Annotated in this window: 20 protein-coding genes; 12 read left to right on the top strand and 8 right to left on the bottom strand. The window is 64.1% G+C overall.

The features are described 5' to 3' along the window. Positions 1-86 precede the first annotated feature (86 nt). Positions 87-551, top strand: a complete 465-nt coding sequence (locus ABOC32_RS09165) for a CopD family protein (RefSeq protein WP_426810810.1) — start codon at positions 87-89, stop codon at positions 549-551. A 148-nt stretch (positions 552-699) separates the two neighbouring features. Here ABOC32_RS09165 and ABOC32_RS09160 read toward each other — a convergent pair whose 3' ends face one another. The 4 genes from ABOC32_RS09160 to ABOC32_RS09145 form a co-directional block, all read right to left on the bottom strand. Further along, on the bottom strand, positions 700-1458 hold the full coding sequence (locus ABOC32_RS09160) for a collagen-like protein (RefSeq protein WP_426810809.1): 759 nt from the start codon (positions 1456-1458) through the stop codon (positions 700-702). Then, positions 1451-1726 carry a DUF1145 domain-containing protein gene (locus ABOC32_RS09155; protein WP_043197545.1) on the bottom strand — a complete coding sequence of 92 codons (276 nt, stop codon included), beginning with the start codon at positions 1724-1726 and terminating at the stop codon, positions 1451-1453. Before ABOC32_RS09155 ends, ABOC32_RS09160 begins: the two co-directional genes overlap by 8 nt. A 98-nt stretch (positions 1727-1824) precedes the next feature. After that, positions 1825-2544, bottom strand: coding sequence for an OmpA family protein (locus tag ABOC32_RS09150; RefSeq protein WP_426810808.1), 720 nt, complete (start codon positions 2542-2544; stop codon positions 1825-1827). An 88-nt stretch (positions 2545-2632) separates the two neighbouring features. Next, positions 2633-3325: an OmpA family protein gene (locus tag ABOC32_RS09145; RefSeq protein WP_043197549.1), complete on the bottom strand. Its 693-nt coding sequence runs from the start codon at positions 3323-3325 to the stop codon at positions 2633-2635. Between the two features lie 159 nt (positions 3326-3484). Between ABOC32_RS09145 and ABOC32_RS09140 the strand changes: the two genes are divergently transcribed. The 4 genes from ABOC32_RS09140 to ABOC32_RS09125 are packed head-to-tail and all read left to right on the top strand — an operon-like array spanning position 3485 to position 5147. Continuing rightward, positions 3485-3979 carry a DUF6231 family protein gene (locus ABOC32_RS09140; RefSeq protein ID WP_012273855.1) on the top strand — a complete coding sequence of 165 codons (495 nt, stop codon included), beginning with the start codon at positions 3485-3487 and terminating at the stop codon, positions 3977-3979. 2 nt (positions 3980-3981) lie between these two features. Then, positions 3982-4458, top strand: coding sequence for a YchJ family protein (locus tag ABOC32_RS09135; RefSeq protein ID WP_132846864.1), 477 nt, complete (start codon positions 3982-3984; stop codon positions 4456-4458). Between the two features lies 1 nt (position 4459). Beyond that, positions 4460-4936, top strand: coding sequence for an LEA type 2 family protein (locus ABOC32_RS09130; protein ID WP_426810807.1), 477 nt, complete (start codon positions 4460-4462; stop codon positions 4934-4936). A 7-nt stretch (positions 4937-4943) separates the two neighbouring features. Beyond that, a complete protein-coding gene (locus ABOC32_RS09125; RefSeq protein ID WP_019471879.1) occupies positions 4944-5147 on the top strand; it encodes an SEC-C metal-binding domain-containing protein in 204 nt (67 codons plus the stop codon). A gap of 30 nt (positions 5148-5177) precedes the next feature. Here the strand turns inward: ABOC32_RS09125 and ABOC32_RS09120 are convergent, their stop codons facing one another. From ABOC32_RS09120 to ABOC32_RS09105, 4 genes are read right to left on the bottom strand one after another with little or no spacing between them, the layout of a single operon-like run. Continuing rightward, positions 5178-6080 carry a pyridoxal-phosphate dependent enzyme gene (locus tag ABOC32_RS09120; protein ID WP_426810806.1) on the bottom strand — a complete coding sequence of 301 codons (903 nt, stop codon included), beginning with the start codon at positions 6078-6080 and terminating at the stop codon, positions 5178-5180. Continuing rightward, positions 6077-7288 (bottom strand): MFS transporter, encoded by a 1212-nt coding sequence (locus ABOC32_RS09115; RefSeq protein WP_426810805.1) that lies wholly within the window; start codon positions 7286-7288, stop codon positions 6077-6079. Before ABOC32_RS09115 ends, ABOC32_RS09120 begins: the two co-directional genes overlap by 4 nt. After that, entirely contained in the window at positions 7285-8073 is a 789-nt protein-coding gene (locus ABOC32_RS09110; RefSeq protein WP_426810804.1) for an alanyl-tRNA editing protein, read from the bottom strand. The genes ABOC32_RS09115 and ABOC32_RS09110 overlap by 4 nt, the downstream gene beginning before the upstream one ends. Beyond that, entirely contained in the window at positions 8070-8783 is a 714-nt protein-coding gene (locus ABOC32_RS09105) for a serine O-acetyltransferase (protein ID WP_426810803.1), read from the bottom strand. Before ABOC32_RS09105 ends, ABOC32_RS09110 begins: the two co-directional genes overlap by 4 nt. A gap of 172 nt (positions 8784-8955) precedes the next feature. On the opposite strand from ABOC32_RS09105, the gene ABOC32_RS09100 reads away from it, so the two are divergent. The 7 genes from ABOC32_RS09100 (at position 8956) to pdeM (ending at position 20233) form a co-directional block, all read left to right on the top strand. Next, positions 8956-10296 carry a PLP-dependent aminotransferase family protein gene (locus tag ABOC32_RS09100; RefSeq protein ID WP_426810802.1) on the top strand — a complete coding sequence of 447 codons (1341 nt, stop codon included), beginning with the start codon at positions 8956-8958 and terminating at the stop codon, positions 10294-10296. A gap of 103 nt (positions 10297-10399) precedes the next feature. Beyond that, positions 10400-12841 (top strand): penicillin acylase family protein, encoded by a 2442-nt coding sequence (locus tag ABOC32_RS09095; protein WP_426810801.1) that lies wholly within the window; start codon positions 10400-10402, stop codon positions 12839-12841. Positions 12842-13056: 215 nt separating this feature from the next. Further along, positions 13057-14073, top strand: a complete 1017-nt coding sequence (locus tag ABOC32_RS09090; RefSeq protein ID WP_426810800.1) for a ligase-associated DNA damage response exonuclease — start codon at positions 13057-13059, stop codon at positions 14071-14073. Beyond that, a complete protein-coding gene (locus ABOC32_RS09085) occupies positions 14070-15728 on the top strand; it encodes an ATP-dependent DNA ligase (RefSeq protein ID WP_426810799.1) in 1659 nt (552 codons plus the stop codon). The genes ABOC32_RS09090 and ABOC32_RS09085 overlap by 4 nt, the downstream gene beginning before the upstream one ends. Before the next feature lie 222 nt (positions 15729-15950). Beyond that, entirely contained in the window at positions 15951-17066 is a 1116-nt protein-coding gene (locus ABOC32_RS09080; RefSeq protein WP_426810798.1) for a succinylglutamate desuccinylase/aspartoacylase family protein, read from the top strand. 66 nt (positions 17067-17132) lie between these two features. Next, on the top strand, positions 17133-19586 hold the full coding sequence (locus tag ABOC32_RS09075; protein ID WP_426810797.1) for a ligase-associated DNA damage response DEXH box helicase: 2454 nt from the start codon (positions 17133-17135) through the stop codon (positions 19584-19586). Further along, on the top strand, positions 19583-20233 hold the full coding sequence (pdeM, locus tag ABOC32_RS09070; RefSeq protein WP_426810796.1) for a ligase-associated DNA damage response endonuclease PdeM: 651 nt from the start codon (positions 19583-19585) through the stop codon (positions 20231-20233). The genes ABOC32_RS09075 and pdeM overlap by 4 nt, the downstream gene beginning before the upstream one ends.

Here is a 20233-nt window from a genome sequence, read left to right as displayed (position 1 = left end):
GCCCGTAGGGCTGGATATATTTTCAGTGTTTCGCATGGGCGGCTATCATACCCCGCTATTGCCCTTTATGCCGCATGGAGATCCGGATGCTCGCCTTTGCCCTGCCCTACACACTGCATGTTCTGGCTGCCCTGGTATGGGTTGGCGGCATGTTCTTCGCCTGGCTGGTGCTGCGCCCGGCAACGGTTGCGGCCCTGGAAGGGCCTGCGCGGCTGCGGCTGTGGGTGGAAGTTTTCCGACGCTTCTTCGGCTGGGTCTGGCTGGCGGTGGCGATCTTGGCGATAAGTGGTATCGGCATGTTGCACATGCGTTTCAACGGCTTGGACACTGCGCCGAAGTATGTGCAGGTAATGATCGGTGGGGGCATCGTCATGTTTGCCTTGTTCATGCGCATCCAGGCGTTGCTGCTGCCGGAGTTGAAGACGGCGGTGCAGGCCGAGGACTGGCCGGCGGGTGCGGCGGTGCTGGGGCGGATTCGGCGGATGGTGGGGGTCAACCTGCTGCTGGGCCTGGCCGTGGTAGCAGTGGCCAGTTCGCGGCTGATGTTCTGACCTCTATATGCCTGAAGGCTTGTGCGGTCCCTGTAGGAGCAGCCTTGTGCTGCGAAGAGGCCATAACTGCCAAAAAAGGCTTTTTTCTTACCGGCCTCTTCGCAGCACAAGGCTGCTCCTACACAGGTAATCTCAGCTCCCCCACTGCTCAGAGGTGCTGCAGGATCAGCTCACCTGCGGCGCCTGCCATGCCGGGCTGCCCCGGCTGCCCTGGCCGGCCATTCGCGCCAGCATCGGTGCTGTAGACCAGGCAACCCTTGCTAGCCCCACCTTTACCGGCCTTGCCAGCCGCCCCGGGCTTGCCTGGGGCGCCGCCATCCAGGCGCACGACAACACGCTCTTGCGGGAAGCCCTGCGGCACGCTCAGGCGAATGCGCCCACCCGGCGCCCCATCGTGCCCGTTGCCGCCGTCATCGCCATTGGCACCACGGCTGGCCTGCCCCCAGGTGCAGCCACCCGCCTGGCCGTTGCCACCATCGAGCCCCACATAACCCGGTGCGCCCGCGCCACCGCGGGCATCGATCGCCACCCGTTCGGCATCCACTTCAGCCAGTTTCAGGTCCAGGCTGCGGCCCGGGCGGGCTGCCCGCTGATAACTGCCCGCCGCCCCGGGGGCACTGAATTCACTGCCCTCACCCAACTTCGCGCTACGCGCCTCGATCACCAGGGGGCTATCGGAGGGTGCGATGGCGATGCGCGCATCACGCCCCAGTTCCAGCTGATCGACCGTCAATTGCGCAAGCGAGGCAGGCAGCAGCAGGGTTGCCGCATCCGCGACACGCAGGTGCGTGAAGTGCACACTGGCCGACTTGTCGGGCAGGCGCAGCATGGAATTGGCGGCGACCTCCAGGCTTTCAGCCTGGGCCAGAGGAGCGGCCAACATGGCCAGCAACATCAGATTACGCATTTCGCGGCGCCTCCTGCGCACGGGGAATGGACATGACATGGAAGATTCCAGTCAGCAGGATCTGCAAACGGTCGAACCAGCGGTGGCTGCGCCCACGCAGGCTGCCATTGAAGAACAGCACTTCGAGCAGGTGCAAGCCGAACAGGACGATGCCAGCGGCATTGATCAGCAGATTGAAAGGCACAGGTTGTGGCATCAGCTGATTGAACAGCACCACCCCCCAGAAAGCGACCGTCAGGACCTTGCCCAGGCCCAGGATGAACTTCATACCCCGCCCCTATAGAATGTTGTTATGTCGAGACGGCCCGTTCGAGCGGGCCGTGCGACCAACATTAACTGCAATGCCAAGGCAGGCGCCAGCACCGCTCAGTTCAGGTGCAGCTCCACCCGTCGGTTGCGCGCGCGGCCCTCCTCGCTTTCGTTATCGGTGATCGGCTGGCTTTTCCCGCGGCCTTGGCTGGTGACCTTGCCCGGCTCCAGGCCCTGACTGATCAGGTACTCGGCAACGCTGCTGGCACGGCGCTCGGAAAGCGCCTGGTTGTAGCTGTCGGAACCCACGTTGTCGGTGTGCCCGATCACGCTCACCTTCGCTATCGTCGGCGAGTCGAGTTTGGCCACCAGGCCTTGCAGCCGTTGCTGCGCCGCCGGGGTCAGGTCGGCAGAATCGAAGGCAAACATCACCGCACCGTTGTCATCGAGGATGATGACCTCTGGCGAGGGCTCAGGTGCAGTGGCAGGCGCCGCTGCCGGGTACTCTTTCAGCGGGCAACCCATGTGGTCGACTGCGGTGTTGGCAGGGGTATCGGGGCAATGATCGCGGCGGTCGAAAATACCGTCGCCATCTTCGTCACCATCCTGGGCGTAACAGATCAGCCCACCGGCGATGGCGCCCAGGGCACCGCCACCTGCGGCCCAGGTGGAACTCTCAATAGCGCCCAGGCCGCCACCGACCAGGCCGCCCAGCAGGCTGCAGATGGGCCAGGTCCTTTGGTTGAGCGGCGCGCTACCATCGCTGTGGGTTGCACAACCCGCGAGCAGGCTGGCAGCCACCAACAGCGGCAATGCCGCCTTCGACGTCACACTCATGCGCAATGCTCCTGTGTCATTGGCCACGAACGGCAGACCGGCATGAAGACGCGCCCGCGCCACTGCTCAAGGCACGGGCGCACACCGTTTACCGCTGGATCTTGATTTCGGTACGGCGGTTCATGGCACGCCCTTCGGCCGTGGCATTGTCCGCCACCGGCTGGGTTTCACCGGCACCCACCACCGAAACGAAGCTGCTGCGCGGTACGCCGCTCTCGACCAGGTAATCGGTCACCGAGTGGGCGCGGCGCTCGGACAGTTTCTGGTTGTAGCTGTCGGAGCCAACGCTGTCGGTATGGCCGCTGACGCTCAGGCGAGCGGATGGCGCTTCCTGCTTCAGACGCGTGGAAATGGTATTGAGGCGCTCTTTGTCAGCGGCGGTCAGGCGCGCAGAGTCGAACTCGAAGTGCACGTCGCGGATGACGATGACTTCTTCCTTCTGCACCACCACTTCCTCAACCACTGCTACCGGCTCAGGCGGGCATCCGTTGGCATCGACCTGTACACCACGCGGGGTGCCCGGGCACTTGTCACGGCTGTCCGGCACGCCGTCACCATCCTCGTCACCATCACCATGGGCCCAGCAATAGCCCGCCGCCAGGCCACCGCCCAGCAACGCACCCCAGCCAGCCCAGCTGGAACTTTCAATAGCGCCCAAGGCGGCGCCGCCTACACCCCCGACGGCGGCACACTTCGGCCAGTCGGTTTTTTGCAAACCTGCACAACCAGTCAACACACTGGTGAGCAGTACCAGGGGTAACGCTGTGCGTACTATGCTCATTTCATTGCTTCTCCTAGGGGGAATCGGCATAAGGCCGATCTCTGGGAGTAAAGACCGCGCATTCCAACCCTGCCAGCAATAAGCCACGACGTGGTCACATGCCTCTTTGCCCGCACGCCGCAGCCCGCTAGTCTTGGACGACTTGAACGAGGATTGGCAATGACCGACGGTTTTTCCCAACGCACCCCGCAGCAAGCCCTCGCGGCCCTGCTCGAACGCTTCACCCCGCAGCGCCTGCTGCTGGTCGGCACGCGCTTTCCAGCGCTGGACGCCTTCGCCCAGGCGCACCCCCAGGTGACGATCGCCACCGCTGCCCCGGGCCCGCTGCCCGCCGAACTGGCGGCTCAACGTTTTGACCTGGCGGTGCTGGTGGACTGCCTGGAACACCTGCCCAAGCGCACCGGCCTGGAACTGCTCGGCGGCATTCGCAACCTCAATGCCAGCCGGGTAGCGGTGCTGGCCGACCTGGCCGCCTGCGGCTGGCAAGACACCGACTTCTTTGCCCTGGCGCTGTCGGCCAGCGAGAAATTCTGCCGTGACCAGCAGGTTTTGAGCCTGTTCACCTATGATCTACATGACTACAAGCAGGTCCCGGACTGGCTCAACGCCAGGTTCTGGGCCAACCCTGAAAACTTCGGCAAGTATTGGTGGTGATGATGAGTGTCTCGGTCTGCCCTTGTGGCAGTGGCAACCTGCTCGACGCCTGCTGCGGGCATTACCATGCCGGTACCCCGGCACCGGATGCCCAGGCACTGATGCGCTCACGCTACAGCGCTTACGTGCTGGGCCTGGTCGATTACCTGGTGGCCACCACCCTGCCGGCCCAGCAAGCCGACCTGGACCAGGCCGCCATGGCGGCCTGGAGCGCCCAAAGCACCTGGCTGGGCCTGGAGGTGGAAGGCGCCGAAGTGCTGGGCGGCCAGCCAGAGCACGGGTTTGTCACCTTCACCGCACGCTGGCACGACCAGGATGGCGATCACCAGCACCGCGAACGTTCGGCGTTCGTCCAGCATGCCGGGCGCTGGTACTTCATCGACCCTACGGTCGGCTTGAAGGCCGGGCGCAACGACCCCTGCCCCTGCGCCAGCGGGCAGAAATTCAAGAAATGCTGCGCCAGTTACGTAGGGAGCTGATATGACCGCCCATGCCCGTCTGCTGCTGCTCGGTACGCTGATGGCATGGCTGACGGGCTGTGCCAGTTGGGGGGGTGACGACTGGCGCGAACCCGAAGTGCACCTGGTCGAGGTCGAAACGGTCAAGGCCAGGTTGCTGGAGCAGGAGTTCGTACTGCATGTGCGGGTCGACAACCCCAACGACAGCCGCCTGTTCATCCGCAACCTGTCGTATGCAATACGCCTCAACGACCTGCTGCTGGTGCAGGATGAAACCAGCGTTTGGCGCAGCGTGGGCGGGCACGCCCGGCGCACCTTCAAGATCACCGCGCGAACCAACCTGTGGCAGCACCTCAAGCCATTGGCCAAGCTGCTCAAAAGCAAGCAACCGTTGCATTACACCCTGCAGGGCGAACTGGCGACCGGGTTGCTCATCCATCGAGACCTGCACTTATCGCGCAGTGGTGAGATAATCCCCGGTGATCACATCCCGGAGTAACCCTGCAATGTCCCAACAACCCCACGTTCATGGCCCTGACTGCAACCACGATCATGATCATGACCACCACCACGATCATGGCCATGTACACGGCCCGCACTGCAACCACGGCCACCAGGAGCCGGTACGCAACGCCCTGAAGGACGTTGGCCGTAACGACCCATGCCCTTGCGGTAGCGAGAAGAAGTTCAAGAAGTGCCACGGCGCCTGAGCTGATCAGACACCTGCTGTGGGCGCTCGCCTAGGCGGCCTTTCGCCGGGTCGCCCCCAGCAAGTCCTGGTACCAGAGGCCGGCGTCATAGGCGATGGTGACCAGGGTGGTTGCGGCATAGCGCGGGTGCTGTGCCATGCGCTGGGCAACGGCGAGGCAGGCTGCGGCGGTATTCCCCACGAAAATGCCACTCTGCATGTAGAACCAGCGCTGTGCAGCCAGCATTTCGGCGTGGTGCACCTGGGCCCGTTCGTCCACCAGCGACCAGTCCATGAAGGGTGGGCAAACACCCACTGCCATGCCTTCGAAGCGATGATCCGTGAACACGCCCGCCCTTGAATCACAACCGCTGGGGTCGACCAACACCGTCGAAACGTCGAAACCGTGGTCCTTCAGCCCCAAGGTGATACCTGTAAAACTTGCGCCAGTGCCGGCGCAGCCGACAAACAGGATTTCCCGCCCGGCCCCGACGTTGGTCAATTGCACGGCAAGTTCGCTGGCCGTCTGGTAACGATGGGCCTCAATGCCCACCGGGTTGTTGAATTGATCGGTGTAGAAATAGGACTTGCCCAGTGCGGCCTGGTTCTCCAGGTGATGCATCACGACATCCTTGGGGGTGGCACCGGCCACCAGCATTTCCTTGCCGATCAGCTTGGCCCCAAAACACTCCAGCAAATCCCGTTTGGTCTGGCTGAAGCCAAGCCCTACTGCCAGTTCCACGGCAACCTGGTACTTGTGACAGGCCGCCAGCAAACCGAAACCGAAACTGCCGCCGGTTTTTTCAATGACCGTGGTCACCCCCGGGATGATGTCGCCGTTGCGCAGGGCATGCTCGACGATGTGCCGGGCTGCCCGGTATTTGTGGCTGCCGCCTGGGTTGTTCATTTCAAGTTTGGTGTAGATGCGTTCGCTGACGCTGATGAGCTCGCTCATTTGCGGCTACCTTCCATTGAAGTGTGCAGACAGGCCTTGTTCTGCAGCAGGCCGACAGTGGCGAAGAGCAAACCGATGCACAGGGCCATGCAGATGGCATTGGTGCCATCCCAGCCAACCGTACTCAGCAACAGCGAAGGGCTGAATGCGCCGACGGTTGCCAAAATGGCAATGGCCAAATCGTTCTTGCCCTGCATCTGCATCGCTGCAGGGCTGTTCTGCAGCGACTGGGCCAGCAATGCGCCGCCGCCGACATAGGTCAGGTTCCAGCCCAGCCCGAGGGCAATCAGTGCCAGGGTCATCATGGCGTAGCTGTGCGACCAGATATTCAGCGCCGAGCAACCGATCAACAGCGCCAGCCCGGCACAGATGGTGGTCTTGATGCCCAGCTTCTGGATGATTGCGCCGGTGAAAAATGAGGGTGCAAACATGGCTACCACATGCCACTGGATGGCCAGGCGCACGTCAGAGAAGTCCTCATGCATGTGTTTCATGTGCATCGATGCCTGAATCATGAGCAGGTTCATGATCCCGTAGCTCAGCGCCGCAACCGCCATGGCAACTTTCACCGATGGGCTGAGCGGTTCGGCACGAGGAGTGGCCGCTTTTTCCGCTTGCTGACTGGTCTTGGCGATGCCGGCATCGTCAGGCAGGCAAACGGCAATCAACAGCGACATCAGCGCCAGGCCAACGAACGAGGCATAACACAGCGAAAACAACGGGTACCCGCCCACATCCCTGAGCCACTCGGTCAGTGTCGGCCCCACCACCGCTGCAATCACGCCCCCCGCCACAACCAGTGAAAGGGCTTTGGGCTTGAGGCCCTGGGCCAGGTTGTCAGTAGCCGCGAAGCGGTTGAAGTTGGCGAAGGCGATATAAACGCCCAACGCCGAATGGCTCAGTACCAGCAGTTGGAAGTGCTGGTACTCCACTGCCAGATAACCGCTGACACCCGAAGCCGCCAAGGGGATCGCCCCCAGCATGAAGGCTTTCTTGCGACCGATACGGCTCATCAACCGCGACACCGGGTACGTTGCGAGCATCAGGCAGAGAAACTGGAACCCGTAGGGCACGGTGGACCACGCAGCAGCCGGCGCCAATGCGGCCCCGACGATGGCGGCCATGGTCACGGACATGACCGCGGTGGTCAGGTTGATCGACTGTGCGGTGAAGTACAGGTAGGTACGCCGCGGGAGTGTGGTGTTCATAGCGCAGGCTCGTGATAGGTGGACACATCGATTTCGGCATCGGGGAACACGCAGATCAGCCGCTCTTTGCCCTTGCCCAGGCGTTTGCGGCGCACGGACATGCGCCCGATACGCCGGGGCGACTCAAGGTGTGTGCCGCCACACGGGATTTCGATGCCGTTGTAGGTCCACAGGCGCGCGTCTTCCAGGCCCTGCACCGCGTAGTGTTCGATGGGCGCATCGCAGGCGATCAGCTCATTTGCACGCCGTTCTATCTCCACCACGTCTTCGGCAGTGAATGCGTCTTCGACCAGAAAGTCGAAACGCGCCGAGTCTTCCTTGATATGGCAGCCGATGGTCCACTGTTTCAGTTCTTCACGCAGGCTGATGGCGGCGGCATACAGGAAATGGCTGGCACTGTGAGACAGCGTCAACCGTTCGCGCCGTTCAGTATCAATCGTGACGCGGGCCGGCATGCCAACGGTGACTTCATCCAGCAAGTGCAAGTCATCAGGGTGCAGGCTATGAATAATGATGCCGCCCAGTTTTCCGCCTTTGAAACCTTCCAGGCGAATAGGGCTACCGTAGAGTTTTTTAACCCAGACAAAGCGCACAGTGCCGATCGGTAGTTCAATCGTGCCGAAATCAGCTTCCTGGCCGCCACCTTCGGGATAGGCCACCGTACTCTGCAATTCGATACCGTCACTGTGCACCCGCGTTACTTGAGTATTTGCGCCCGCCAGGTATTGGTCTTTGTAATAAAGTTTCTCGGTATTGCGCAACACTTCATAATTCAGAGAGTTCATGGTTCCAGTACCACCTGCAATGATGTTTTTACCTGTACCCGGGCAGCGGCAGGGACGTCTTTGGTAATAATGCAGCCCGGCCCGATGAAGGCGCCGTCGCCCACATGGATAGCGCCCAGCACGCTGGCGAAAGCGCCGACCTGTACCCGGTTGCCCAGGGTCGGGTGCCTGGGGCTCGAAGGGTTGTCACTGATACCGCGGGCGCCCAGGGTGACGCCGCCAAGCACGTAGCAGTCGTCACCAATGGTCGATGTTTCACCAATGACCGTGCCCATGCCGTGATCGATGATGAAGCGCGCACCGATTCGGCTGCGGAAATGAATCTCCGCCCCCGAGAGCATTTTCCCGCGCCTGGAGATCATGGCGGCCAGGCATTGGCCGCCTGCGCCATAGGTAGAAGCCGTATTGGTGTAGACCCAGTGGGCAAGCCGATAATGCAGAACCGCAGAATACGAGGTGTACGTTCTTGCAATAAATACCAGGTCGCGGCCAGCCGCTGGATCTTTCTGGGCAAAGGCCTGCAAGTCGGCATGGGCCTGCTCGGAAACACTTTCAATAATAAGTGTTTCTTTCAGCGCCTCGAACTCGTCAATTGAACAGCATTCCAATAACGCCGAGGTCACAAGATTCTTTACTACTTTGAATGACGCCAGTTCGTCAGGCAAAGGGAGCCTGGCAATGACGGCTGATTGCATGTCCATAGTATGCATGGGCTTGATATCCAGTTGTCTGGTCTGCACAGACGCTAAAAGTGCCGCCTTTGCTGGCAGCCGAAAGTTCCGACAAGGGGATAGTGGCAGGTACTGGCCATTTGCAAACGAACAGTCGACAAGCATTTCCGTTAACTGTTAGGCTTTTTTTTCTAACGGTTTCGGACCTGCCATGAACCCTGCCAGCCTTCATCACCTGTTGAAACAGCGCCTGGATGCAGGCGAGTGGTCGCCAGGGCAACGGATGCCCTCCATTCGCAAACTCACGGCCGCCGTCGATTTCAGCTACCACGACGTGGTCTCGGCCTATGCCCAGCTGGTCAGCGAAGGTGTGTTGACGGCCTCGCCCGGCCGCGGCTATTTCGTCGCAAACCGCAGCCGGCAGACGAGCGTGATCCACGAACCCGAGTGCATGGCCGGCGATCCGCTGTTCCGGCTGCTGCAGGGCGGCCAGCACTACACCAAACTGGGCAGCGGCTGGCTGCCACCGGCGTGGCGCGACACCGAGCTGCTGGCCAAGGCGATTCGGCGCACGGCGCGGCTGGAGCAAAGCTCGCTGGCAGAGTACGGCGACATCCAGGGTTACCTGCCCATGCGCAAACAGCTGTGCGTGCACATGAAACGCCTGACCCGTGTCGAAGCCCGCCCCAACCAGTTGCTGACCACGCTGGGCGCCACGCAGGGCCTGGACCTGGTTGCCCGGTTGCTGATCAAGCCCGGTGACCACGTGTTCGTCGACGAACCGGGCAACGGCAACCTGATCAAGCTGATCCAGCTGGCTGGCGGGCACGTCGTCGGTATCCGGCGGACCCAGGACGGGCCGGACGTGGAAGAAATGAGAAGCTACCTGGCCATCCACAAAGTCAGAGCGTTCTTCTGCAACAGCACCTTCCACAACCCGACCGGCAGCAACATCAGCCCGCACAACGCCTTCAGCGTGCTGCGCCTGGCGGTGGAGCACGAGTTCTACGTGGTCGAGGATGATGTGTATGGCGACTTCAGCCCTGCCGTGCGCCAGACCTTCGCCGAGCTGGACAACCTTGACCGGGTCATCTACATCGGCAGTTTTTCCAAATGCCTGTCCGCCTCCTTGCGCGTGGGCTTCATCGCCTGCTCGCAAGACCTGATAGAACCGCTGACACGCCTGAAACTGCTGACCTGCGTGGCCGTACCTGCGTTTTGCGAGCGCTTCGTCAACACCATATTGTCGGACGGTACCTATGCCCGGCACATGAAGGATGTGCAGCAGCGCCTGATCAGGCAGCAAGTCCAGACCCAACGCCTGTTGCTCGACCGCGGCTGGCAGTTCGACATCGCGCCGCAAGGGGGCATGTTCCTCTGGGTATACCACCCGGACCTGCCCGACCTGCAACCACTGGTGCGCAAACTGGAGCAGCACAAGATCCTGCTGATGCCCGGGTCTGCGTTCGCGGTCACCCGTGACTACCGACGCTATGCGCGTATCAATTGCACGCATTTTTCCGACACGCTGGCTGACCACTTCAACGTTTGAGCCCGCGCAGGCAAATAAACCGACACAGGACCTTGCACGGCGCCTGCGCGCTTACTACCTTAGCGCCTTTCGAAACCCGCCTCGCCTTGCAGGAGCCCTTGTCATGGCCGCCCCCGCCTTTCCTCCCTTCCGCCTGCGGTTTGCAACCGCCGCCACGCTGCTCGGCATGCTCGGGCTGGCCGGCTGCCAGACGGGCGGCCACCAGGACAGCGTGCCACCGACCAGCGGCGTGCAGCCGCTCAAAGGCCTGGCGCAGAACGTCTCGGTACGCCGCAACGCCATGGGCGCGCCGCTGATCGAAAGCAGCAGCTTCCATGATGCGCTGTTCAGCCTGGGCTACGTGCACGCGGGCGACCGTATCGAACAGATGGTCGCCATGCGCCTGCTCGCCCAGGGCCGCCTGGCCGAACTGGCCGGCAGCGACGCGCTGGACATCGACCGCCTGATGCGCGCTGCCAACCTCAAGCAGAGCGCCGCCCAGCAATACGCCGACGCATCGCCACGGCTCAAGCGCTTCTTCGAAGTGTATGCACGCGGGGTCAACGCCTACCTGTTCCGCTACCGCGACAAGCTGCCGGCTGACCTGGCCAACAGCGGCTATCGCCCTGAATACTGGAAGCCCGAAGACTCGGCGCTGATCTTCTGCCTGTACGCGTTCAGCCAGTCGGTTAACCTGCAGGAAGAACTGAGCGCCCTGACCCTGGCGCAGAAAGCCGGCAGCGACAAGCTGGCCTGGTTGCTGCCCGGTGCCCCGGACGAGCCGTTGGCCGAAACCGAAGTGGACAAGCTCAAGGGCCTGAACCTGGCCAGCCAGTTGCCGGGCCTGCCAGCGCTGGCGGCCGCCAGCCAGAAACTGGCCGACCTTGACCTGCTCGGCAGCCCGGGCTCGGCCAACCTGGCCCTGGGCCCTCAGCGCAGCCGCAGTGGCAAGAGCCTGCTGGCCAGCGACAGCCGCGCCGCCTGGGCCCTGAGCCCGGTACAAATCCACACGGGCAAGTACCAGGTTGCCGGCCTGTCGTTGCCCGGCCTGCCGATCGTGCTGGCTGGCTACAACGGCAAGCTGGCCTGGAGCAGCAGCGCAGTGATGGCCGACAACCAGGACCTGTACCTGGAGCAACTGCGTCGCCAGGGCAGCCAGCTGAGCTACCTGGCCGATGGCAAATGGCTGCCGGCCCGCGCCCGTAGCGAAACCTTCTTCGTCCGGGGCCAGCGCCCGCTGCGCGAGGTGATGTACGACACCCGCCACGGCACCTTGCTGGCCCAACCCGACAACGCCAGCCTGGGCCTGGCGCTGAACCTGCCGCAGTTCAAGGCCGACCGTAGTCTGGATGCACTGTTTGACCTGACCCGGGCCAAGAACGTGGAGCGCGCCTTCGACAGCACACGTGAAGTGACCGCTGCTGCCCTCAACTTCGTCTTCGCCGAGCCCGACCATATTGGCTGGCAGGTAAGCGGCCGTTACCCCAACCGCCGCGAAGGCCAGGGCCTGCTGCCCTCGCCGGGCTGGGACGGGCGCTATGACTGGGACGGCTATGCCGACCCGATGCTGCACCCCTACGACCAGGACCCGCCCGCCGGCTGGATCGGCCACGCCAACCAGCGCAGCCTGCCGCGTGGCTATGGCATGCAGTTGTCCAGCACCTGGTACTACCCGGAACGCGCTGAACGCCTGGCCCAGCTGGCCGGCAATGGCCGCCACGACAGCCGCAGCCTGATGGCCCTGCAGAACGACCAGGTGACCCTGCTGGCCGCCAAACTCAAGCAGATGTTCGATGCCCCTGGCATGGCCCAGCCACTGAACCAGGCGATCGATGCCCTGCCCGCTGCACAGCGCGACAAAGCCAAAGACGCGTTGGCCAGGCTCAAGGCTTTCGACGGCCGCCTGAGCCCGGTGTCGGCTGATGCAGCGCTGTACGAGCTGTTCCTCCAGGAAGTTGCACGGCAAACGTTCCTCGACGACCTTGGCCCGGAGTCCGGCCCGGCGTGGCAGGCGTTCGTCAGCAATGCGCGCTTGTCATTCTCGGCGCAGGCCGATCACCTGCTGGGCCGCGACGACAGCCCGTTCTGGGATGACCGCAGCACCCCGCAGAAAGAAGACAAACCCACCATCCTCGCCCGCAGCCTGGCGGGCGCAGTGGATGCCGGCACCACGCAACTGGGTGCCGACCGCCGCGCCTGGCAGTGGGGCAAGCTGCACCAGTACCGCTGGCCGGCACCGGCCTACCATGGCCTGGGCGATGCCAGCCGCCGTTCGCCGCTGGCCGCAGGCGGCGACTTCACGACCCTGGCCCTCACGCCGTACGCCTGGGGCAGCGACTTCGACACCCGCCTGCCGGCCTCGGCGCGGATGATCGTCGACTTCGGCCAGGCCGAACCGTTGCAGGTGCTGACCAGCAGCGGGCAGTCCGGCAACCCGGCCAGCGCACACCACAGTGACGGGCTGGATGCCTGGTTCAAAGGGCGCTTCATGAGCCTGCCGCTGCAACCGCAGAACTTTGGCAAAGCGTATGGCAGCCAGCGGCTTACGTTGGTGCCCGGCAAATAAACGGCACCGCCAGTCTTAGGGCTGCTTTGCAGCCCATCGCCGGCAAGCCAGCTCCCACTCTGCCCGCGTCGGCCTCATACCTCTACAAGCTTGCACGATCCCTGTGGGTGCTGGCTTGCCGGCGATGGGGTGCGAAGCGGCCCCAGCCATTTCCAGTCGAACTTCCTTTCTCCAGCATGGCTCCTAACTGGTAACTCCAAACCGGCGCCCATGCCATGGACCTCGTCATCGCCCGCCCCGAAGGCCTCTACTGCCCGCCCGGTGATTTCTATATCGACCCTTGGCGGCCGGTAGACCGCGCCGTGATCACCCATGGCCACGGTGACCACGCACGTACAGGCAATGGCCATTACCTGACCGCCAGCCCCGGCGCCGGCATCCTGCGCAGCCGCCTGGGCCAGGCCATCAATTTGCAGACCCTGCCCTACGGCGAGCGCCTGTTACACCATGGCGTGACCCTGAGCCTGCACCCGGCCGGGCATGTGCTGGGCTCGGCGCAGGTGCGCCTGGAGTATCAAGGTGAAGTCTGGGTCGCCTCCGGTGACTACAAGGTAGAGCCCGATGGCACCTGCACACCCTTCGAACCGGTGCCGTGCCACACCTTCATCACCGAATCGACCTTCGGCCTGCCAATCTACCGCTGGCCCAGCCAGGGCGAGATCTTCGCCGGCATCAATGCCTGGTGGCGGGCCAACAGCGAACAGGGCAAGGCCAGCGTGCTGTTCTGCTATGCCTTCGGCAAGGCCCAGCGGATTCTGCATGGGCTGGACCCCAGCATCGGCCCGATTCTCGTGCATGGCGCCGTCGAGCCCCTCAACCGAGTGTACCGGGACGCCGGCATACACCTGCCGGAAACCCGCTATGCCGGCGATATCCCGCGCAACGACCCGTTGCTGCGCCAGGCGCTGGTCCTGGCCCCCCCCTCGGCCGGTGGCAGTAGCTGGATGCGCCGCTTCGGCGAGTACAGCGACGCCTTCGCCAGTGGCTGGATGCTGTTGCGCGGCACCCGCCGGCGGCGCGGCGTGGACCGGGGCTTCGTGCTCTCGGACCATGCCGACTGGCCCGGCCTGCTGTGGGCAATCGGCCAGACCGGCGCCGAACGGGTGATGGTCACCCACGGCTCGGTCAACGTGCTGGTGCGCTACCTCAACGAACAAGGCCTTGATGCCCGCGGCTTCGTCACCGAATACGGCGACGAGGACGACGTTGCCCCTACCGAACCCACACCATGAAAACCTTCGCCACGTTGTACCTGCGCCTGGATGCGACCACGTCCAGCAACGCCAAGCTTGAGGCCCTGCGCGACTATTTCGCCAGCGCCCCCGCCGAGGATGCGGCCTGGGCCGTGTACTTTCTGGCCGGCGGGCGCCCGCGCCAGCTGGTGCCCACGCGCGTGTTGCGCGAACAGGCAACGGCACAGGCCGGGTTGCCGGACTGGCTCTTCGAAGAAAGCTACCAGGCAGTCGGTGACCTGGCCGAAACCATTTCGCTGTTGGTGCCCGTACACGCCGTTGGCAGCGATGAAGGCCTTGCCACCTGGGTAGAACAGCATTTGCTGCCGCTGCGCGGACTGCCGCCTGAGCAAATTCAGCAGCGCCTGCAGCCGCTCTGGGCACAGCTGGACCGCCCCAGCCTGATGCTGTGCCTGAAGCTGATCACCGGCAGTTTTCGCGTGGGCGTGTCCAAGCTGCTGGTCACCCGCGCCCTGGCGCAACTGGCCGGCCTGGACGCCAAACGCGTCGCCCAGCGGATGGTGGGCTACACCGATATCAGCCATCGCCCCACGGCGGCCAGCTACCAGATGCTGATCGCCGCCGAGTCGGCCGATGAACACCGCCAGCGCGGCGGCCAGCCCTACCCGTTCTTTCTGGCGCACCCGCTGCAAGCGCCAACCGAACAGTTCGACACACTGCTCGGGCCGCCAAGCGCTTGGCAGATCGAGTGGAAATGGGACGGTATTCGCGCCCAGGTGGTCAAGCGCGAAGGCCAACTGTGGGTCTGGTCGCGTGGCGAAGAGCTGGTTACCGACCGCTTCCCCGAGCTGCACAGCCTGGCACAGACGTTGCCCGATGGCGTCGTGCTGGATGGTGAAATACTGGTATGGAAGCCAGGCGATACCCCAGCGGAGCTGGCCGTACAGCCTTTTGCCTTGTTACAGCAGCGCATCGGGCGCAAGACGCTGGGCAAGAAGCTGCTGAGCGATGCACCGGTGGTACTGCAAGCCTACGACCTGCTGGAGTGGCAAGGCGAGGACTGGCGCAACCGGCCGCAACACGAGCGCCGCCGCCAGCTGGAACGGTTGGTGGAAGACCACCCACTGGCCCCGGTGCTGCTGTCGCCCCTGCTTGAAGGCCCGGACTGGGCCGACCTCGCCCGCCAGCGCGAGCAATCCCGCAGCCTGGGTGTCGAGGGCCTGATGCTCAAGCAGCGTGAAGCCCTGTACGGCGTGGGGCGCACCAAGGACATGGGCACCTGGTGGAAGTGGAAAATCGACCCGTTCAGCGTCGATGCCGTGCTGATCTACGCCCAGCGCGGCCACGGCCGGCGGGCCAGCCTGTACAGCGACTACACCTTCGCCGTGTGGGACGCACCGGCCGGCACCCCGGGGCGCGCACTGGTGCCTTTTGCCAAGGCCTACTCCGGCCTGAGTGACGAAGAAATGCGCAAGGTCGACGCCATTATCCGCAAGACCACGGTGGAAACCTTCGGCCCGGTGCGCAGCGTGACGCCGACGCTGGTGTTCGAGCTGGGCTTCGAGGGCATCGCATTATCGAAGCGCCACAAGAGCGGCATCGCCGTGCGCTTTCCGCGCATGCTGCGCTGGCGGCTGGACAAACCGGTGGAAGAGGCGGATGACCTGGCTACGTTGCAGGCGTTGCTGACCTGACAAAAGCTTGAGGCCGCGCTGTCTTCTTCGCGGGTAAACCCGCTCCCACAGGGACAGCGATAAAGCCAAGGGTAGCGCTGTACTTGTGGGAGCGGGTTTACCCGCGAAGAAGCCAGCGCGGTGCTCTTGCCTAATCGGTTGAGGCGCAAGGCCAAAAACTATGCTTCTATCTTTGAGCCGACCCGTGTCGCAGACCGTATTCGCCACGCATCCAGGACCACCATGCACCATTCAACACACGACCTGCTTTCACCCGTTCCGGGCATTATCCGCCAACTGCACAGTTTTCACTTCGGCCCCCGCGGTGGTGGCAAGGTCTATATACAGGCCTCGCTGCACGCCGACGAGCTACCGGGCATGCTGGTGGCCTGGCACCTCAAGCGCCGCCTGGCGGAGCTTGAACAACAAGGCCGCCTGCAGCGCGAAATCATCCTGGTACCGGTGGCCAACCCGGTCGGCCTGGAGCAAGTGCTGCTGGATGCGCCACTGGGGCGCTTCGAACTGCAAAGCGGCGAGAACTTCAACCGCAATTTCGTCGACCTGTCGGACAGCATCGGCGACCAGATCGAAAAGCACCTGACCCAGGACCCGGCCCACAACATCGCACTTATCCGCGAATACCTGCGCCGTGGGCTGGACGCACACCCGGCCCGCACGCCCCTGCAGGCCCAGCGCCTGATCCTGCAGCGCCTGGCCTGCGACGCCGACCTGGTGCTGGACCTGCACTGCGATTTCGAGGCGGTCGAGCACCTGTACACCACACCAGACGCCTGGCCACAGATCGAACCGCTGGCCCGCTACCTGGGCGCCCAGGCCAGCCTGCTGGCCACCGACTCGGGCGGGCAGTCGTTCGACGAATGCTTCAGCCTGGTCTGGTGGCAGTTGCAGCAACGCTTCGGCAAGCGCTTCCCGATCCCGCTGGGCTGCTGCTCGGTGACCGTCGAGCTGCGCGGCCAGGCGGATGTCTGCCATGACCTGGCCAGCAAGGATTGCCAGGCGATAATCGACTTCCTGACCCATGCAGGGGTTATCGAGGGCGCCAGCCCTTCCTTGCCGGCCTTGCTCAGCCCCGCCACGCCGCTGGCCGCTGTGGAACCGGTGTCGACGCCACTGGGCGGTTTGCTGGTGTATCACGCCAAACCCGGGCAGCACCTGGAAGCCGGCCAGTTGATCGCAGAAATCATCGACCCGCTCAGCGACCGGGTGACCGCGGTGCGTAACAGCCAGCCGGGCCTGTTGTACGCCCGCAGCGTGCGGCGCATGGCAACCGCTGGCATGGTCATCGCCCACGTGGCCGGCGAGCAGGTGTGCCGCAGCGGCTATCTGCTGGGCAACTGATTCGGTAAAACCATTGCCCCTGGTGGGTGGTCTGTAGAAGCACACCCTTCGACGGACCACTGCCTCATGCCCGCCGCCACCGACCTTGCCAATGCCTGGTTCGCCAAACGAGGGTGGAAGCCGTTCGCGTTCCAGCGACGCGTCTGGGCAGCCGTCGAGCGTGGTGAGTCTGGCCTGCTGCACGCCAGCACCGGCGCCGGCAAGACCTACGCCGTGTGGCTCGCCGCCCTTCGCGCGTTCAAAACCCAGCCTCAGGGCAACCAGCCTGTGCCATTGCAGGTGGTGTGGGTCACGCCCATGCGGGCCTTGGCCGCCGACACCGCACGTGCCTTGCAGGCGCCGCTCGATGAGCTTGAACTGCCCTGGCGCGTTGGGGTGCGCAGCGGCGACACCCCCAGCGCCGAGCGTGCCCGGCAAGCCCGGCGCCTGCCCAGCGTGCTGGTCACCACCCCCGAAAGCCTGACCTTGCTGCTGACCCGGGCACAGGCCCGCGAAGACTTCGCCACGCTGCGCCTGGTGGTGGTGGATGAATGGCACGAATTGCTGGGCAACAAGCGCGGGGTACAACTGCAACTGGCCCTGGCCCACCTGCGCCAGTGGCACCCCGGCCTGCCCACCTGGGGCCTCTCTGCCACGCTCGGCAACCTGCAACACGCGCGGGAGGTACTGCTGCCGCAAGGTGGCCTGCTGGTGCAGGGCCGCCAGGACAAGGCGCTGCAGGTCGATACCCTGCTGCCGGCGGCAATCGAGCGCTTCCCCTGGGCCGGGCACATGGGCCTGAAGATGCTCGACCAGGTCAGCCAGGAGATCGATGCCAGTGCCAGCTGCCTGGTGTTCACCAATACCCGTGCCCAGGCCGAACTCTGGTACCAGGCCCTGCTTGAAGCCCGCCCCGACTGGGCCGGGCTGATTGCCTTGCACCATGCCTCGCTGGCGCGCGAAACCCGAGACTGGGTCGAGCGCAGCCTCAAGCAAGGCAGCCTGAAGGCAGTGGTCTGTACGTCCAGCCTGGACCTGGGCGTGGACTTCCTGCCGGTGGAGCGGGTGCTGCAAATCGGCTCGGCCAAGGGCATTGCCCGCCTGATGCAGCGGGCCGGCCGCTCCGGCCATGCACCGGGGCGGCGTTCGCGGATAACCCTGGTGCCCACTCACAGCCTGGAACTGGTGGAAGCAGCAGCGGCGCGCCAGGCACTGGCGGCCGGGCACATCGAAGCACGCGTCTCGCCACGGCTGTGCATGGACGTGCTGGTGCAACACCTGGTCAGCATGGCCCTTGGCAGTGGCTTTGACGCCGAGCAGCTGCTGGCCGAAGTGCGCAGCACCTGGGCGTTCGCCGCATTGCGCGACAGCCAGTGGCAATGGGCCCTGGACTTCGTCTGCCACGGCGGCGGCTCACTGAGCGCCTACCCGGACTACCAGCGCGTCGAACGCCAGGCCGATGGCCTGTACCGGGTGGCCAGCGAACGCCTGGCGCGGCGCCATCGCATGAGCATCGGCACCATTGTCAGCGATGCCAACCTGCAACTTAAATATTGGTCCAAGGGCGGTGGCGGCAAGGCATTGGGCAGTGTCGAAGAAGCATTCATTTCCCGCCTGCGGCCTGGCGATACGCTGGTGTTTGCCGGGCGCGTGCTGGAACTGGTGCGCGTGGAAAACATGACCGCCTATGTGCGTCGCAGCACTGCGCGCAAGGCTGCGGTGGCGCGGTGGAATGGCGGGCGCATGCCGCTCTCGAGCGAACTGGCCGACGCGTTGGTCGAACAGCTCGATGCCGCAGCCCATGAACGCTTCGACGGCCCCGAGATGCGTGCGGTGCGCCCGCTGCTGGCGCTACAGGCCCAATGGTCGGCGTTGCCCACCACCGGCACGCTGCTGGCCGAGACGTTCAAATCCCGCCAGGGCTGGCACTTGTTCCTGTACCCGTTTGCCGGGCGCATGGCCAACCTGGGCCTGGCCAACCTGATCGCCTGGCGGGTCAGCCGCGTGCAGCCGCTGTCGGTGTCGATTGCCGTCAACGATTACGGGTTCGAGCTGCTCAGCCCCGGTAACGTGGACTGGGCGGCGCATTTGCCGCAGGCGCTTGCAACCGGGCAACTGCTGGAGGATGTGCTGGCCAGCCTTAATGCGGGCGAAATGGCGTTGCGGCGCTTTCGCGAGATCGCCCAGATTGCCGGGCTGGTGTTTGGCGGGTATCCGGCGGCGCAGAAGAGCACCCGGCAGATCCAGGCATCCAGTGGGCTGTTCTACGAGGTTTTCCGCAAGCATGACGCCGGGAATCTGCTGCTTGGCCAGGCCCGGGACGAGGTGCTGAGCGAGGAGCTGGAAATCGAACGGCTGCATCGGCAGTTGCTGAAGTTGGGCGGCCTGCAACTGGACCTGCGTATATTGAAGCGCCCTGGGCCGTTGGCGTTTGCCTTGCTGGTGGAGGGCATGCGCGAGACGCTTAGCACCGAAAAACTGGCGGACCGGATTGCGCGGATGGTCGCTGAGCTTGAACGCGCGGCAGGCGTGCCAGAATGACCCATCAGCCCATCGAACACTGCGGTCAGGCGCTTTGGCTGCTTGCCGACAAGGCCATCTACTGGCCTGCTCGCCGGGCCTTGCTGGTTGCCGACCTGCACATCGGCAAGGCCGCCAGCTATCGCGCCCTGCATCAACCGGTGCCACGCGGCACCACCGCAGCCACCCTCGCCCGGCTAGACGCCTTGCTGGCAGTACACGAGTGCGAACAACTCATCGTTCTGGGCGACTTTCTCCATGCGCGCACCGCCCGGGCGCCGGCAACGCTGGCCAGGCTGCAGGAGTGGCGGGGGCGGCATGAGCACCTCAACATCGTGCTGATACGCGGCAACCATGATCGCAACGCTGGCGATCCACCCGCCTCGCTGCGCATTGACGTGCAGGACGAACCCTGGATAGTGGCGCCGTTTGCACTACAGCACGAGCCCCGTCCGCACCCGACGCACCCGGTACTGGCAGGCCATGTACACCCGGCATTCGTCCTGCGCGGCAAGGCCCGTCAGCGCCTGCGCCTGCCATGTTTCCTGATCGACAAGGGCGTCAGCCTGCTACCGGCATTCGGAGAATTCACCGGCGGCTGGACAATCGAGCCAGGCGGAACCGGCCAGGTTTACCTGGCCGGCGCAGGGCGCGTCTGGGCGCTATAA

The sequence above is a fragment of the Pseudomonas sp. WOUb67 genome (assembly GCF_050058005.1).
Taxonomy (GTDB): Bacteria; Pseudomonadota; Gammaproteobacteria; order Pseudomonadales; family Pseudomonadaceae; genus Aquipseudomonas; species Aquipseudomonas putida_R.
The sequence above is the reverse complement of the archived record's forward strand: the minus strand, read 5'-3'. Positions and strand labels throughout refer to the sequence as shown.